Annotated in this window: 11 protein-coding genes; 1 reads left to right on the forward strand and 10 read right to left on the reverse strand. The window is 75.2% G+C overall.

Features of this window, described 5'->3' with window-relative positions:
- Window positions 1-211 precede the first annotated feature (211 nt).
- Window positions 212-1,810, reverse strand: coding sequence for a ribosomal protection-like ABC-F family protein (abc-f, locus tag ACFV61_RS08415; protein WP_063349609.1), 1,599 nt, complete (start codon window positions 1,808-1,810; stop codon window positions 212-214).
- Between the two features lie 206 nt (window positions 1,811-2,016).
- Window positions 2,017-3,033, reverse strand: a complete 1,017-nt coding sequence (locus tag ACFV61_RS08420; protein ID WP_380490721.1) for a hypothetical protein — start codon at window positions 3,031-3,033, stop codon at window positions 2,017-2,019.
- A gap of 360 nt (window positions 3,034-3,393) precedes the next feature.
- Here ACFV61_RS08420 and ACFV61_RS08425 point away from each other — a divergent pair, with 360 nt between their 5' ends.
- Window positions 3,394-4,662 carry a glycoside hydrolase family 26 protein gene (locus tag ACFV61_RS08425; protein WP_380490723.1) on the forward strand — a complete coding sequence of 423 codons (1,269 nt, stop codon included), beginning with the start codon at window positions 3,394-3,396 and terminating at the stop codon, window positions 4,660-4,662.
- A 22-nt stretch (window positions 4,663-4,684) separates the two neighbouring features.
- Here the strand turns inward: ACFV61_RS08425 and ACFV61_RS08430 are convergent, their stop codons facing one another.
- From ACFV61_RS08430 to ACFV61_RS08465, 8 genes are all read right to left on the reverse strand, one after another.
- Window positions 4,685-5,845 carry a GNAT family N-acetyltransferase gene (locus tag ACFV61_RS08430; protein ID WP_380490725.1) on the reverse strand — a complete coding sequence of 387 codons (1,161 nt, stop codon included), beginning with the start codon at window positions 5,843-5,845 and terminating at the stop codon, window positions 4,685-4,687.
- Window positions 5,842-6,693 carry a Wzz/FepE/Etk N-terminal domain-containing protein gene (locus tag ACFV61_RS08435; protein ID WP_380490727.1) on the reverse strand — a complete coding sequence of 284 codons (852 nt, stop codon included), beginning with the start codon at window positions 6,691-6,693 and terminating at the stop codon, window positions 5,842-5,844. Before ACFV61_RS08435 ends, ACFV61_RS08430 begins: the two co-directional genes overlap by 4 nt.
- 49 nt (window positions 6,694-6,742) lie before the next feature.
- A complete protein-coding gene (locus ACFV61_RS08440) occupies window positions 6,743-7,858 on the reverse strand; it encodes a glycosyltransferase (RefSeq protein ID WP_380490729.1) in 1,116 nt (371 codons plus the stop codon).
- Window positions 7,855-8,769 carry a polysaccharide deacetylase family protein gene (locus ACFV61_RS08445; RefSeq protein ID WP_380428912.1) on the reverse strand — a complete coding sequence of 305 codons (915 nt, stop codon included), beginning with the start codon at window positions 8,767-8,769 and terminating at the stop codon, window positions 7,855-7,857. Before ACFV61_RS08445 ends, ACFV61_RS08440 begins: the two co-directional genes overlap by 4 nt.
- Window positions 8,759-10,489 carry a lipid II flippase MurJ gene (locus tag ACFV61_RS08450; protein WP_380490731.1) on the reverse strand — a complete coding sequence of 577 codons (1,731 nt, stop codon included), beginning with the start codon at window positions 10,487-10,489 and terminating at the stop codon, window positions 8,759-8,761. Before ACFV61_RS08450 ends, ACFV61_RS08445 begins: the two co-directional genes overlap by 11 nt.
- On the reverse strand, window positions 10,486-11,799 hold the full coding sequence (locus tag ACFV61_RS08455; RefSeq protein WP_363369069.1) for an O-antigen ligase family protein: 1,314 nt from the start codon (window positions 11,797-11,799) through the stop codon (window positions 10,486-10,488). Before ACFV61_RS08455 ends, ACFV61_RS08450 begins: the two co-directional genes overlap by 4 nt.
- A 5-nt stretch (window positions 11,800-11,804) precedes the next feature.
- Window positions 11,805-13,328: a sugar transferase gene (locus ACFV61_RS08460; protein WP_063349602.1), complete on the reverse strand. Its 1,524-nt coding sequence runs from the start codon at window positions 13,326-13,328 to the stop codon at window positions 11,805-11,807.
- Between the two features lie 378 nt (window positions 13,329-13,706).
- The gene (locus ACFV61_RS08465) at window positions 13,707-14,861 is read right to left on the reverse strand and encodes a glycosyltransferase (protein WP_380376436.1); all 1,155 of its coding nucleotides are present in this window, start codon (window positions 14,859-14,861) and stop codon (window positions 13,707-13,709) included.
- Window positions 14,862-15,025: the final 164 nt, after the last annotated feature.

Consider the following 15,025-nt stretch of genomic DNA (forward strand, 5'->3'; position numbering starts at 1 on the left):
GAGCCCTACGGGGCCTACACTATGTGGGCGCCCCCCCGGGGGTTTTCCGCGCTCCCCAGAAATTGGGTTTATCAGCGGTGCGGCCCGCACCACTATGGTGGGGCGGGCCGACAGGAAGTCCTTAAACGGAATCCAGGCTTTCTTCATTCCCGGACACGCCGTAAGTACTAGTTTTTCTGGTCCTAAAAGCGGAGATCGCGTCTACACCCGGTCAGGCCAGCGAGACCAGATCGGCGTACGCCGGGCTCCAGAGGTCCTCGACCCCGTCCGGCAGCAGGATGATCCGCTCCGGCTGGAGCGCCTCGACGGCGCCCTCGTCGTGGGTGACCAGCACGACCGCGCCGCTGAACTCGCGCAGCGCGCCGAGGATCTCCTCGCGGCTGGCCGGGTCGAGGTTGTTGGTGGGCTCGTCGAGCAGCAGCACGTTGGCGCTGGAGACCACCAGCGAGGCCAGCGCGAGCCGGGTCTTCTCACCGCCGGAGAGCACCCCGGCCGGCTTGTCGACGTCGTCGCCGGAGAACAGGAAGGAACCGAGGATCTTGCGGATCTGCACCAGGTCGGTGTCCGGCGCGGAGGAACGCATGTTCTCCAGCACCGTGCGGTCCGGGTCCAGGGTCTCGTGCTCCTGGGCGTAGTAGCCGATCTTCAGGCCGTGGCCCGGGATCACCTCGCCGGTGTCCGGCTGCTCCACCCCGGCGAGCATCCGCAGCAGGGTGGTCTTGCCCGCGCCGTTGAAGCCGAGGATGACGACCCGCGAACCGCGGTCGATGGCCAGGCCGACGTCGGTGAAGATCTCCAGCGAACCGTAGGACTTGGAGAGCCCGCTGGCCGTCAGCGGGGTCTTGCCGCAGGGCGCCGGGTCCGGGAAGCGCAGCTTGGCGACCTTGTCGTTCTGGCGCACCTGCTCCAGGCCGGAGAGCAGCTTCTCGGCGCGGCGGGCCATGTTCTGCGCGGCGACCGTCTTGGTCGCCTTGGCCCGCATCTTGTCGGCCTGGGAGTTGAGGGTCGCGGCCTTCTTCTCGGCGTTGGCCCGCTCGCGCTTGCGGCGCTTCTCGTCGTCCTCGCGCTGCTGCTGGTACTGCTTCCAGCCCATGTTGTAGACGTCGATGGCGGAGCGGTTGGCGTCCAGGTAGAAGACCTTGTTGACGACCGTCTCGACCAGGTCGACGTCGTGCGAGATGACGATGAAGCCACCCTTGTAGGTCTTCAGGAAGTCCCGCAGCCAGACGATCGAGTCGGCGTCGAGGTGGTTGGTGGGCTCGTCGAGCAGCAGCACGTCGGAGTCCGAGAACAGGATCCGGGCCAGCTCGACGCGACGGCGCTGACCACCGGAGAGGGTGTGCAGCTCCTGGTTCAGGATGCGGTCCGGCAGGCCCAGGGCGGCCGCGATGGTGGCGGCCTCGGCCTCGGCGGCGTACCCGCCCTTGGTGAGGAACTCGGTCTCCAGGCGCGCGTACTTCTTCATCGCGTTGTCCCGGGTGGCGCCCTGGCCGTTGGCCATCCGGTCCTCGTTCTCGCGCATCTTCCTGAGCACGGTGTCGAGGCCGCGGGCGGAGAGGATGCGGTCCTTGGCGAGGACGTCCAGGTCGCCGGTGCGCGGGTCCTGCGGGAGGTAGCCGACCTCGCCGGAGCGGGTCACCGTGCCCGAGGCCGGCATGCCCTCGCCGGCCAGCACCTTGGTCAGCGTGGTCTTGCCGGCGCCGTTGCGCCCGACCAGGCCGATCCGGTCGCCGGCGGCGACCTTGAAGTTCGCGGACTCGATCAGGATCCGGGCACCGGCGCGCAGCTCAAGGGCGTTGGCGGAAATCATGGCGGAAACTACTCCTGGGACGTGGGCGGGCGGCCGGACGGGGCCCGGGGCCGGGCATCGGGAAGGGGCGTCGTCGGTGGTCGGCACAGCGCACGGGGCGGTGCCGCGCGCCCGCTATTGCCCGGAGAAGTCAGCCATGACGGCAAGTCTACCGGGCCGCGCGAGAACCCCCGGGGCTACCGCCCGGGGGTACCGGCGGTCCGGCGTTACTGCTGGGACTGCTGAGGCTGCTGTGCCTCGGGCTGCGCGGGCGGCTGGTCGCCCGCCGGGGCGTCCTGACCCGCCGGGGCGTCCTGGGCCGGGCTCGCCGCCGGGTCGGTGCAGCCGCCCTGCGGACGGACCGCCGCGAACGGCGCGGACGGGCTGCCGCAGGCCGCCTCGGGGGCGGCCGCCTTGGTGTCGAACACCCGGGCCGGAACGATCGGGCCGTCGGTGATCAACACCCGGCTGCCGTCCAGCGCCTTGATCGAGGCGCTCGGGCCGGTGTTCAGCTGCCAGCCGGTGCTGTCCAGCCGGTACCCGTTGATGCCGCCGGAGACGGCCTGCCCGGCACTGTTGGTGCAGCCGCGCGGGACGAGCACGGCGTACTCGGTGCCGACCGTGCGCAGCGGGTCGTAGACGCAGCCGCCGGGCGGCTTGGAGTTGTAGCGCAGGTCGCCGTCGGCGTCGCGCAGGCCCATGGTCAGGTTCGGGGTCACCACGGCCACCCAGGCGGAGGCTCCCTGCGGGACGGTGTGCAGGGCCGCCGCGGCCCGCTCCTGGGCCAGCTCCTTGCGCTGCGCGTCGGTGCGCTTGTCGGCGCCGGGCTCGCCGTCGCCGCGCAGCCAGTCCGCCAGGCCGGGCACCGCCCGGTGCCAGCGCACCTCGTGGTCGCCCGGGCGCACCGAGGTGACCAGGCCGTCATCCCAGACCACGATGGCGTTGTCCCCCGCCATCGACAGGTACAGCGCGGTGGCGCCCTCGCGGCGGTAGGACCAGGCCTGCTCGCCGCTCTGCCGGTGGAAGGCCTCCAGTCCGGGGCCGACCTTCAGGTCCAGGTCGGCCGTGCTCAGCGACTGTGTGCTGACCGGCGTGGCCTCCGCCTCGCCCGGCCCCGCCACCCGGTCGCCGAACGGCACCGGCTTGTTGGCGTGCGCCGCCGCACCGGCCGCAAGGACCAGCATCACCGCCAGGGCAGGCAGGATCGAGCGGGGGGTCAGTACACGCAGCGGCTTCCAGGACACGGCCGGAGCGTACCTTTCACCGGGCACGCGAGTCAGCCTGGAATTGCCCCCGCCCCACCCCTCGGACCGCGCGTCCGGCCGCGCGCGCCCTCCCCGCGCACCCGCCCGCCCACCTGCACCGTCGGTGCCGAGGCCGGGCCGCCGCCCGCTCCGGGGCCGGGCGCCGGGGCCCGGCCGGACCGTTACAGAGCTGATACACGCGGCAAGACCCGGCCGGGCGTTGCGGCAGACGGCGTTCGAATACCGCCCACTTTAGGGTGACATTCGGCTTTTCCGACGCCCGCCGGGCCTACTGTCGGCGAGCGGAGCGCCACGGTCCGTCCAGCGCGCCCCCGCCCCTCGACGCCCGGAGGAGAGACCATGCGAATCGGCCGCCTGACGCTGGCCGCCGCCGCCCTGCTGCTGATGGCCACGGCCAGCGTCCCGGCCGGGTCGCCGCTCAGCCAGACCGAACGGCACTCCCTCTCCTCGGACGCCTTCGAGCCGCGCGGCGCCGCCCCCCGCCCGCCCGTCCAGCGGCCCAAGCACGAGCCGCCGTTCGGCGCCTTCGTCGGCTCCTGGGACGACTACATCCCGCAGATCGGCCGGTACGCGCGGTGGCTGGGCGACGCCAACCTGCAAGTCGGCCACACCTACCTGGCGGGCAACGGCTGGGCCGACGTCGAGGGCGAGCTGATGGTGCTCGGCATGTGGTCGCAGTGGCGGCTGGCCGACCCGTCCCGGACGCTCGTCCTCGGCGTGCCGATGCTGGTGCCCAACGAGGCGAACGTGCCGGACGGCGAGGTCGCCAAGCTGCTCGCCCAGGGCGCGCGCGGGGACTTCGACCGGCACTTCCTGCGGCTCGCCCACCGGCTGGTCGCCCTCGGCGGCGCGGACACCGTACTCACCCTCGGCTGGGAGATGAACGGCGTCACCTACACGCACCGCTGCAAGCCCGACCCGTCCGCGTGGAAGGCGTACTGGCGACGGATCGTCGGTGTGATGCGCTCGGTGCCGGGGCAGCGGTTCCGCTTCGACTTCACCCCGAACCGGGGCCTGGACGCCATCCCGTGGACCAAGTGCTACCCCGGCGACGACGTGGTCGACATCATCGGCATGGACAACTACGACCAGCCCGCCGGGGGCACCTTCGACGACTACGTGCGCGAGCCGTACGGGCTGCAGGACCAGGTGGAGTTCGCCGCCAAGCGCGGCAAGCCGGTCTCCTACCCGGAGTGGGGGCTGTTCCGCAACGGCGACAACCCGGAGTTCGTGCAGCGGATGGTCGAGTGGATGCGCACCCACGACACCGCCTACCAGACCGTCACCGACTACTGCCCGCACGGCTTCTTCGAGTGCGACCGCAACCCGCGCTCCGCCGCCCGGTTCAAGCAGCTGATGTCCGGGTCGAAGGGGGCGCCGGCGGTGGTGCCGCCGGCGCCCCAGGCCCCCGTCCAGCCGATCGTCCCGCCGGTGGCGCCGCGCCCGCCCGCGCCGCCGACCGGGCCCGGGGCCCCGAACGTGGTGCCCGGCCCGTCCGCGAGCCCGTCGCCGGGCCACTCGGCCACCGCGTCGGCGAGCCCCTCCCCAAGCCCCTCCCCGAGCCCCTTCGCGAGCCCGTCGGCGGCCCGGACACCCGCCCGGCGCTGAGCCCGGGCGGGGGCGGGCGCGGTCAGCCGCGGCGGCGGGCCAGCAGGGCCTCCTTGAGCCGCGGGAAGCGGGTCCGCAGCACGTGCGCCGCCTGCTGGCGGACGCGCACCGCGCCGGACCGGGCGATGGCCGCCGGCGCCGGACCGGGCGGACCGAACAGCAGGCGCTGGTTGGACAGCTGGTCCGGCCGCCAGCGCTGCTTGTACGGCTCCTGGCCGCGCAGCAGGCCGAGCAGCGGGACGCCCGCGCCGACCGTCTCGTCCAGGGCGGCGCTGAACAGCAGCCCCGCGATGTCCAGCCGCTCGCGCAGTACCGGGTGCGCGCCGTACATGTACAGGCCTCCGAAGGAGGGGCAGAGCAGCAGCAGGTTCACCGCGACCAGTTCGCCGTTCAGCCGGAACTGGTGGACGGTCGCCCTGCCGGTGGCGACCAGGCCGACGGTGGACTCGGTCAGGTGGCGGGCGAAGCGCTCGGTGCGGTGCTCCGGGGTGACGCCGCGCTGCTGCCACTGCAGGAAATGCAGCCGCAGCAGGCCCTCCAGCGCCGCCGGCACCTCGGCCGCCGGCGTCGAGCTGACCTGCACCCCGGCCTCGGCGATCTTGCGCAGCTTCACCCGGCTGCGTTGCGCGGTCTTGCCGGGCACCCGCTTGAGCAGCCGGTCCATCGGGACGGCCGGCAGGTACTGGCAGAGCGAGTCCTGGTAGCGGCGGCGCCGGCCGTGCCAGTGCTCGTACACCCGCTGCACCGCCGCCTCGGGGTGCACCTCGCGCAGCTCCAGGGAGTGCCACGGGCGGGTGAGCGGGAGGGCGGCGGCGAACTCGGCGGCGGCCCGGTCGGCGCAGTCGTCGTCGAGCAGCACGTCCGAGTAGTCGACCAGCCCGGCGCCCAGGGCGGTCAGCCCGCCGAGCGGGCCGCCGCGGCGTCTGAAGGCACCCGCGCCGACCAGCAGGCCGTCCCGGCGGACGAGCACCACCAGCAGGTCGCCCGGACTGCCGTAGTGGCGCCACCAGGAGCGCTGCCAGTCGGCGGCCTGGAAGAAGGTGGCGGTCCGGCAGCGGGCGGCCAGGCCGTCCCACTCCTCGGCGAGGGTGTCCAGGGCGTCGTCCTCGCGGCGCAGCTCGGTGGTCCAGCCCGGCGCCGCCGGCTGGGCCGGGAGGCCGGTGTGCCGGGTCTCAGTGCTCATCGCCCGCTCCCGGCCGTGGCCTTCTCCTTGGCCGGGGGCTCCTCGGCGCTCTTCTTCGCGGCGGCGGCCTTCCCGGGCTGCCCTTCCGCCTCCTCGCCCTCCTCGGCCTCCTCGGCCTTCTCGGCCTTCTCCATCTTCTCCGTCTCCTCCGCCTGGCCGGTCCTGCCGGCCTCGTCGGCCTGCCCGGCCCGGTCGGCGGCGGGCGGCTCCTCGCCGCGCGGGCGGGGGGTGGCCGGCGTCGTCGGCTCCACCGGGGCCTCGACGGCCTCGGCGGCCTCCGGCGGGGCGGCCTCGCCCCGGCGGCGGGTCATCATCACCAGGGCCCCCACCAGCAGCCCGGCCGCGCCGCCGACCGCGACGTCCAGCGCGGCGGACGGGGTGGTCGGCTTGTCCGGCTCGGCGGCCGGCGCCAGCGTCACCAGCCGGACGCTGGTGTCCTTGCTGCTCGTGTTGGCGAAGGAGACCAGCGAGCGGGCCACCGCGTCGGCGGTCTGGGCCGCCTCCTGGGGGCGCGTCCCGGTGCCGGTGATCTCGATCATCGGGGCGTCCGGGGAGGTGGTCCCGTGCACCAGGGACTCCAGCTGGGCACGGGTGTGGCCGGTCTCGACGGCCGCCACCGCGAGCACCTGCGGCTGGCCCGCCAACCGCCCGTACGCCTGCGCGAAGTTGGTCGCGGTGGCGGCCTCCCCCGGATTCTGCGGCACCACGAGGACGTAGGCGCTGGCGGCGTACGAGGGGTGCGAGACGACGGCGTACCCGGCGCCGGCCGCGGCGCCCAGCGGCACCGCGAGCGCCACCGGCCACCAGCGGCGGACCAGGTGGCGGGCCCTTCGGCGCGGTGTGGTCATGGGTGTGACTCCTTGGGTATGTGACGGCGGTTCCGGTGGCGGCGGGCGGTCAAGCGCGGGCCAGCCGGTCGTAGAGGGCGCCCAGGTCGGCGGCGACCCGGGCGATGTCGTAGTGGCCGACCGCTGGGGGGTGCGGCAGCGGGTCGGCGTTGTGGTCGTTCAGGTGCCGCAGGTCGCGCAGCGCGGCGGCGTACGCGGCGCCCTCGGAGGGGATCCGGCGGGCCTGCGGGGCGGCGCTGGGCGGCAGTTCGTCGAGCGCCGGGCAGGCGCTGTGCCGCACCGGCAGGCCGGCCGCGAGGCCCTCCAGGATGCCGAGGCCGAAGGTCTCCGCGGTGGAGGGGGCGGCCAGCACGTCCAGGGCGGTCAGCAGGTCGGGCACGTCGTCGCGCTCGCCGGTGAGCACCAGCCGTTCCCGGACGCCGAGTTCGGCGGCCCGGTGCTCCAGCGCGGCGCGCTCCGGGCCCGCGCCGACCAGCACCAGCCGGGCGGCCGGGTCGAGTGCGGCGAGGGCCTCCAGCAGCACCTCGAAGCGCTTGCCGGGGACCAGCCGGCCGACTCCGCCGACCACCCAGCTCCCCTCCGGCAGGCCGAGTTCGGCCCGCAGCCGGCGGCGGGTGGCGGCCCGGTCGGCGGCCGGGCGGCGGTAGCGGGCGGTGTCGATGCCGTTGGGGATCAGCTCGACCCGGGCCGGTGGGACGCCCCAGGAGTGCAGCGTCTGGGCGACCTGCCGGGAGACCGCGACGGTGGTGCTGCCGAGCCGTTCGGCCGCCAGGTAGAGGCCCTTGACGCCGCGGGTGACCGGGCGGCCCTCGATCACCCCGGCGTGCAGCGAGTGCTCGGTGGAGACCACCGCGCGGACCCCGGCGAGCCGGGCCGCCAGCCGGCCGTACAGCTGCGCCCGGTACAGGTGGGTGTGCACCAGGTCGTAGCGGCCGGAGCGGACCAGCCGGACCAGCCGGGGCAGCGCGCCCAGGTCGCGGTTGCCGCGCATGCCGAGGTGGTGGACGGTCACCCCGTCGCCGCGCAGCGCGGCGGCGACCGTGCCGGGGTTGGTCAGTGCGACCACCTCGCACTGCTGGTGTTCGGGCAAGTGCCGCAGCAGCAACTGGAGTTGGCGCTCGGCGCCGCCCGAGGCGAGGCCGGTGACGATGTGCAGAACCCTCACGGCCGGGCCCCCCGCCGGGCGACCAGGGGGCTTCGGCGCAGCTCGGTGACGGTGTCGCGCAGCCGCTGCCGGCCGCGTTTGGCGCGCAGCCGCCAGGCACCGTCGCGGTCGCCGACGTAGCAGCGGGGCAGCGCGAAGCGGCCGGTGAGCGGGGAGTGCGCGATGGCGCAGGCATAGTCGTAGCCGGCGTCGCGGACGGCCTGGGTGGCGGGCAGGTCGACGGCGCCGTACGGGTAGCAGAAGCCGGTGACCGGGCCGCCGACCACGTCCTCCAGGAGGCGCCGGCTCTCCCGGGTCTGCACCGCCAGGACGTCGGCCGGCAGGCCGGGCAGCGCCTGGTGGCCGAGGCCGTGCGAGCCGATCTCCCAACCGGCGGCGGCGAGTTCGGTGACCTCCTGGACGGTGAGCAGCTGCTTGCGCGGCCCCTCGGCGTCCCAGCCGTTGTCCCGGCCGAGCAGGTCGGCGACCACGTACGCGGTGGCGGTGAAGCCGTACGCCTGGAGGATCGGCACGGCGTAGCGCGCGAAGTCCGCGTAGCCGTCGTCGAAGCTCAGCCCGACCAGTTTGTCGTCCCGGCCGGCGGCCCGGGCCCGCATCAGCTCGCGCACGGAGACGCCGCGCCGCCCGCGCCGGTGCAGCCAGGCGACCTGCTCGGCGAACCGCTCGGGGCTGACGGTCAGCTGGTACGGGTCCTCCTTCTCGACCGCCACCGAGTGGTACATCAGGATCCACGGCGAGGAGGAACCGGGGCCGGACGGTTCGCCGAGCGGGCGGCGGCTCCTGGACAGCCGCGCCTTCGGTCCGGCGGAGTCGGTGTACGGGAGGTCGCCGCGTGGTGCGGCTGCGGCCGGTACGGCCTGGCGGCGGACGCCCGCCTGGGTCGAACGGACGGTTCCCCGTTCATTGTCCATGGGGAAGCTTCCCTTCATCGGCGACGGTTGGCGGGTTCAGGGCCCGGGCCACGGCGAGGACCGGACCGCGCACCTCACGCGCGCCGAGGCCGGTGCCGAGGACGGCGAAGGCCAACGCCACGGTGAGGCCCCCGAGGAGGGTCGAGAGCAGGGGGCCGGTGGCCAGCCCGGCGACGGCGGCGCCGAGGGCGGTGGCGCCACCGGCGGCGGCCAGCAGCCGGGCGTGGCCGCCGAGCACCCGGCGCAGCCGCAGCGGGATGCCGCGCAGCACCAGGCCGTGCAGCAGCAGCGCGGCGGCGGCGGTGATGCCGGCCGCGTTCCCGGCGGCGAGCCCGAGGGCGCCGAAGCGGGGGGTGGCGAGCAGGCTGACCACGACGGTGACGCCGAGGCCGAGCAGCATCGCGGCGACCGGGAACCAGTCCAGCAGCCGGCGGCCGCCGTCCTCGGTGCCCGGATCGTCGGCCCGGCGGACCACCGGGCGCAGCGAGAAGTACGGGCGGATCATCACGCCGATCAGCGCCTGGGCGGGCAGGCCGAAGCTGTAGACCCGGATGACGGCGGCGGTGGCCGCGGTGTCCCGCGGGCCGAAGGCGCCGCGCTGGAAGAGCAGCGAGACCACCGAGGGGGCGCAGGCCATCAGGAAGGCGGTGCCGACCAGGACGACCGCCGCAGCCTGGCCGAGGTCCTTCTCGACCCGGTCCCGGGCGGCGGTGAGGTCCCCGGCCGCCAGCGCCCGGGCGACCAGCGGGAAGGTGACGGTGCAGATCAGGATGCCTGCCGTCATGGCCAGTTGGGAGACCTTGGCGGCGTAGTTGAGGTGCGAGATGGTGCCGGGCGGCAGCGCCGAGCCGAGGTAGCGCTCGACGAAGACCTGCGACTGCCGGGTCAGGGTGAACGCGGCCACCGGCAGCAGGGCGAACGGCATCAGCACCAGCGCCTTGCGGGAGCGGCCCGCGCCCGGGTGCGATCCCGGGCCCGCACCCTGGCGCAGCCGGCGCAGGAACGGGGCGACCAGCAGGCCGGCCATCAGCAGGCTGCCGAGCGCGACGCCGAGGGCGGCGGAGCGCACGCCCAGGAAGGACTGGCAGCCGAGCAGCACGGCGAGGATGCCGACGTTGTAGGCGACGTAGATGCCGGCCGGCGCGGTGAAGCAGTGGTGGGCGCGCAGCGCGGCGGCGAGGTAGCCGGCCACGCCGAACGGCAGCACGGTGATCGCGGTGATCCGGGTGCAGGTGACGGCGAGGCCGGGGTTGGCCAGGCCGGGGGCGAGCAGCTCGACCAGCTGCGGGGCGCCGAGGGCGGTGGCCAGCGCGAGCCCGCTGAGCGCGAGCAGCAGCCAGGGCAGGGTGGCGCGGACCAGTTGGCGGACCGGGTCGGGGGCGTCCGGGTCCTCCTCGCGCAGCACCAGGGCGAGCGCGAAGGCGGGCACCATGAGGAAGGACATGGCGTCCTCGATCAGCAGCGGCGCGGCCGTCTCCGGGACGGTCCAGGCGACCAGGAAGGCGTCGGTGCCCTGGTTGGCGCCGAAGTAGCGGGCCAGCAGGAGGTCGCGCAGCAGGCCGAGGCCGGAGCCGGCGGCGCTGAGGACGGCGGTGATGCCGAAGGCCTTGGCGAGGAAGCCGCGCCGGGGGGCCGGATCGGGCCCGGGCGGCCGGCCGCCGGCGCGGACGCCGCGCGGGGCGGGCACGGCGGAGGCGAGGGCCGGCTGGTCGGTGGTCATCGCGGGTCGGCCTCCGCGACGCAGGCCCGGGCCGCGAGGCCGAGGACGACGGAGGTCAGCACGGTGGTGGTGCCACCGATGTCCGCGTACAGGTAGTCGACCAGCACCCAGGTGAGCAGGGCCAGGGCGGCGAGGGCCGGGCCGCGGGAGTGGCGCAGGCAGCCGAGCAGCAGGCCGAGGAAGAGCGCGGCGTAGGCGACGATGCCGATCAGACCCTGCTCGCTGAGCACCAGGAAGTACATGTTGTGCGGGGAGAGCAGCGGTTCGCGCTGGAAGCCGATGGTGGAGTCGGCGGCGTCGCTGCCGGAGGAGAGCCGCAGCGGAGCGTGGCTGTCGCGCAGTTGCTGGAAGGCCTTGGGGCCGGCGCCGTGGACGGGGTGGTCCTGCCAGATCCGCCCGGCGGTGGACCACAGGTCGTAGCGGTCGGAGACGGACTGGTCGGGGGCCGCGGAGACGGAGCCGATCGAGCCGAGCCGCGCGGTGACGCCGGAGGCGCCGAGGCCGAGGCCGCCGACCAGGACGACCGCGCCGGCCAGGCCGAGGACGGCGCCGCGGACGGCGAGCCGGGCGTCGGCGCGCAGCAGCAGCACGGTGGCCGCGGCGGCGGTGGCGATCCAGCTGCCGCGGCTGAACGAGACGGCGAGCGGGAAGGCCAGGAAGGCGGCGGCCGCGAACATGGCGCGGCGCAGCCGGACGTCGCCGCCGGGGCGGCGCTCGGCGAGCGCCAGGGCCAGGGCGGCGAGCAGCCCGTAGCTGACGACCGTGGACATCGCCATGATGTCGAGGGCGCCGAAGGTGCCGACGGCCCGGATCGGCTGGCCGGTGTAGGAGGCGCCGGTCCGGGTGAGGTACTGGTGCGCGCCGACCACGCCCTGGATCAGCGCGGCGAGCACGAAGGAGCCGAGGACCAGCCGCTGGTCGACGCGGTCGCGCAGCGAGCAGAGCACCCCGGCCGGCACCAGGACGAACACCTGGGTGAGCCGGACGAAGCCGGTGAGGCTGGTGGCCGGGTCGATCGAGCCGACGGTGGCGACGGCGGCGGCGACCACGATGCCGCCGAACAGCACGCAGGTGGCGCGGCTGACGGCGGGCAGCCGCCCGCGCAGCAGGTTGAGCGCGGTGAGCGCGACCAGGGCCAGCGAGGCCACGTCGGCGGCGGTGACGTGGACGGCGGCGGCGACGTCCTTCTCGCCGGTGGGCACGCAGACCAGCAGGACGGTCGCCGCGGCGAGCAGGCTGGGCCGGTCCGCGAGCGCGGGCAGCGCCTTGCGTAACGCGAGCCGGGGGACGGCGGGAAGGGTCAGGGCCACGCGGTTCAGCTCCCGTCCGGGTGGAGCATCAGGACCGCGGTGCGGCACAGGATCTTGACGTCCTGCCAGAGGCTCCAGCTCTCGATGTAGCGGTTGTCGAACCGGGCCCGGTCCTCGATCGAGGTGTCCCCGCGCAGGCCGTTGACCTGGGCGAGGCCGGTCAGGCCGACCGGGACGCGGTGGCGGTCGGCGTACTCGGGGTAGGCCTGGCCGAACCGCATGACGAAGTAGGGGCGTTCCGGGCGCGGGCCGACCAGGCTCATGTCGCCGCACAGCACGTTCCACAGCTGCGGCAGCTCGTCCAGCGAGCTGCGGCGCAGCAGCCGGCCGACGGCGCCCATCCGGTGGTCCTGGGAGATGTTCCAGCGGGTCGCCGACTCGTGTTCGTTGCTCGGGCGCAGGGTGCGGAACTTGAGGACGGTGAAGACCTTGCCGTCGAGCCCGGTGCGCTGCTGGCGGAAGAGCACGCCGGGGCCGGTGTCGAAGCGGACCGCCAGCGCGCAGAGCACCAGGACGGGGGCGAGCAGCAGCAGGCCGAGCCCGGCGGCGGTGACGTCCAGGGCGCGCTTGGCGGCCCAGCCGGGGCGGCGCATCGCCGGGCCGCCGACCCGCAGGCAGGGGAAGCCCCACAGGTGGTCGGCTCCGGCCAGCGGGCCGGCGGGCAGCGAGCCGTGCTCGCGCAGCGCGGGCACCAGCCAGACCTGGCAGCCGAGCCGGGCGGCGTCGCGCAGGGCGGCGGCGGTCTCGGCCTCGTCGGCGGCGCCGGCGGTGGCGACCACGTGGTGGATCCGGTGCCGGCGGACCTCGCGCTCCAGCACCTCGCGGCCGCCGAGGACGGGCAGGTCGGTGTCGCCGGCGAGCAGCGGCGGGTCGGCGTCGAGGAAGCCGACCGGGCGCATCCCGTACTCGCCGCGCTCGCTGAGGGCGGCGGCGACCCGGCGGCCGAGCCGGCCGGCGCCGAGCACCAGGACGGGGTTGGGGCGGCTGCGGCGGATCCGCCGGACCAGGTGGTAGAGCACGGCGCGGCCGACGGCGGCGATCAGCAGTTGGACGCCGAGCAGGACGGTGAGCCGGGCCGGGGTGGCCGGGCCGCAGTCGGGCCAGCGGCCGTCCAGACAGCCGGCCAGGGTGACGGCGAAGGCGGTGGCGACGACGGCCCGGACGGCCAGCGCGGGCAGTTCGTCCAGGACGGAGAGGGTGAGCCGGGTGCGGTAGAGGCCGCCGACCAGGTTGAGCACGAGCAGCAGGGGCAGGACGGCGGCGGCACCGAGCAACGGCGCGAGCGGGACGGCCGGGTCGACGGCCCGGTTGGCGAGGCCAGTGGCGGTGCACAGCGCGATCGCGTCGACCTGGACCAGCGCGAGCGGCAGGGCGAGCCGGGAACGGACCGCCCCGCGGGGCCGGCGGGGCGGCGGCACCGTCCGGGTCCGGGCGGATCCGGCCGGACGGTCGAGCAGCCCGGTGCCGGGCCGCCGCGGGCCGGACAGGGACCGACCCGCTCGCGGCACGCTGTCGTGGTCAATGGTCATCAGCGCACGAACTCCCCTGCTGTGTGCCCGGGGTGACGGCGCCCCGGCACCGGATGGCGCGGAGCGGCCGTCCCGGCCCGGTGGGCGCGGTCCTGACAGCACCTGCTACCGCTGGCGGCTTTCGGTCCTCTCGCACCGGGCCCGGCCGCGCGGGGCGCGGCCATGAAGGGCTCAGTCGCGAATTCCCGGCGTGAAATCGAAACGAAGCAGGCGAAATCCGACAATACATAACCGGGCTGCGCAGGCTGGAAGTTGACTTGCCGTTTCATTCCAGCCGCCCATTAATAGGTATTTCGGATTTGACGCCTCGTCCCTATCCGGTTGAGGGTGCGAATACGACGGCGCCGGATCGGCGGGCATTCACGGCATGTGAAACGATCAGATCCGCTCTGGGACACGGGCCCGGCGCCGCCCGGCCGCCGGACCGGCACCCAGCAGATGGCGGTACAGCGCGTCCACCTGTTCGACCACCGTGCGGACGTCATGCCGGGCAACCACGTGATCGCGCAGCCGCGCCCCGCGCCGCTCACACTCGATCGAATCGGACAGCGCTTCCGCCATTCGGGTGGCGAGCGCGGTCACGTCCTCGGGCGGCACCACCGCCCGCTCCCGCTCGGCCTGGGGCAGGCACTCCCGGGCGCCCGGCACGTCGGTCAGCAGCACCGGACGGGCCACCGCCATCGCCTCCAGCGGGGCCAGCGCCATGCCCTCCCAGCGCGAGGGCAGCACCACCAGGTCGGCCGCCGCCAGCCACGGCCTCGGATCCGGCACGTCCCCGACCAGCCGGACCCGGGACGGCTCGGCCGACTCCCGGACCAGATCCGCCAGCCGGTTCCCCTCGGGGCCTCCGCCGACCAGCGCCAGCCGGGCCTGCGGCACCGCCCGCAGCACCTCCGGCCAGGCCGCCAGCAGCACGTCCTGCCCCTTCTGCCGGCACAGCCGGCCGACGCAGACCGCGAGCGGGGCGTCCAGGTCCAGGCCCAGCGCGATCCGGGCCGCCCGGCGGTCGGCGGGTGCGTAGTGGCGGACGTCCACGCCGTTGGGCACCACCGCCCAGTCCGCGCTCACCCCGGCGGCGACGCCGTCGGCCCGCTCCTGGACGCTGACACAGAGCAGGCGGTGCGCCCAGCGGCTGGCGAAGCGCTCCCAGTGCAGGGTGGCGGTGGCCAGCGGGCCCTCGACGGCGGCGAAGGACCAGGCGTGCGGCTGGAAGACGGTCGGCACCGCGCCGCGTACCGCCAGCCGGCCGGCCAGCCCGGCCTTGGCGCTGTGCAGGTGGACCACGTCGGGCGCGGCAGCCCGGACGATCCGGCGCAGCCGCCACGCCTCGGCGGCGGTGCCCGGGCCCGGCGAGCGCCCGGCGGGCCAGTCATGGACCAGCGCGCCCACGGCGGCGGCCTCCTCGGCCAGCCGCCCGCCGCCCGGGCAGGCGACCAGCACCCGGTGACCGGCCTCGCGCTGCCCCCGGACCAGATCGGCGACGACGCGGGCGACTCCGCCGTCCACGGGCTGTGAAATGTGAAGGATCGTCATATGCACGGCGGCGAGCCTAGGGTGGCTCCCCCGCGCCGGGCGGCCCTCGTCACCCGCAGGTGGCGGGCCGGGGCCCCCGCCCCCCGCCCCGGCTGCGGGCGGGCGGCGCGCGCGCCCGAGTATCGGGGCCGACGTTGGGGGGAGGTTTTATGAAGTGTGGAGCG

The organism is Kitasatospora sp. NPDC059817 (assembly GCF_042731835.1).
In the GTDB taxonomy this organism is placed as follows: domain Bacteria; phylum Actinomycetota; class Actinomycetes; order Streptomycetales; family Streptomycetaceae; genus Kitasatospora.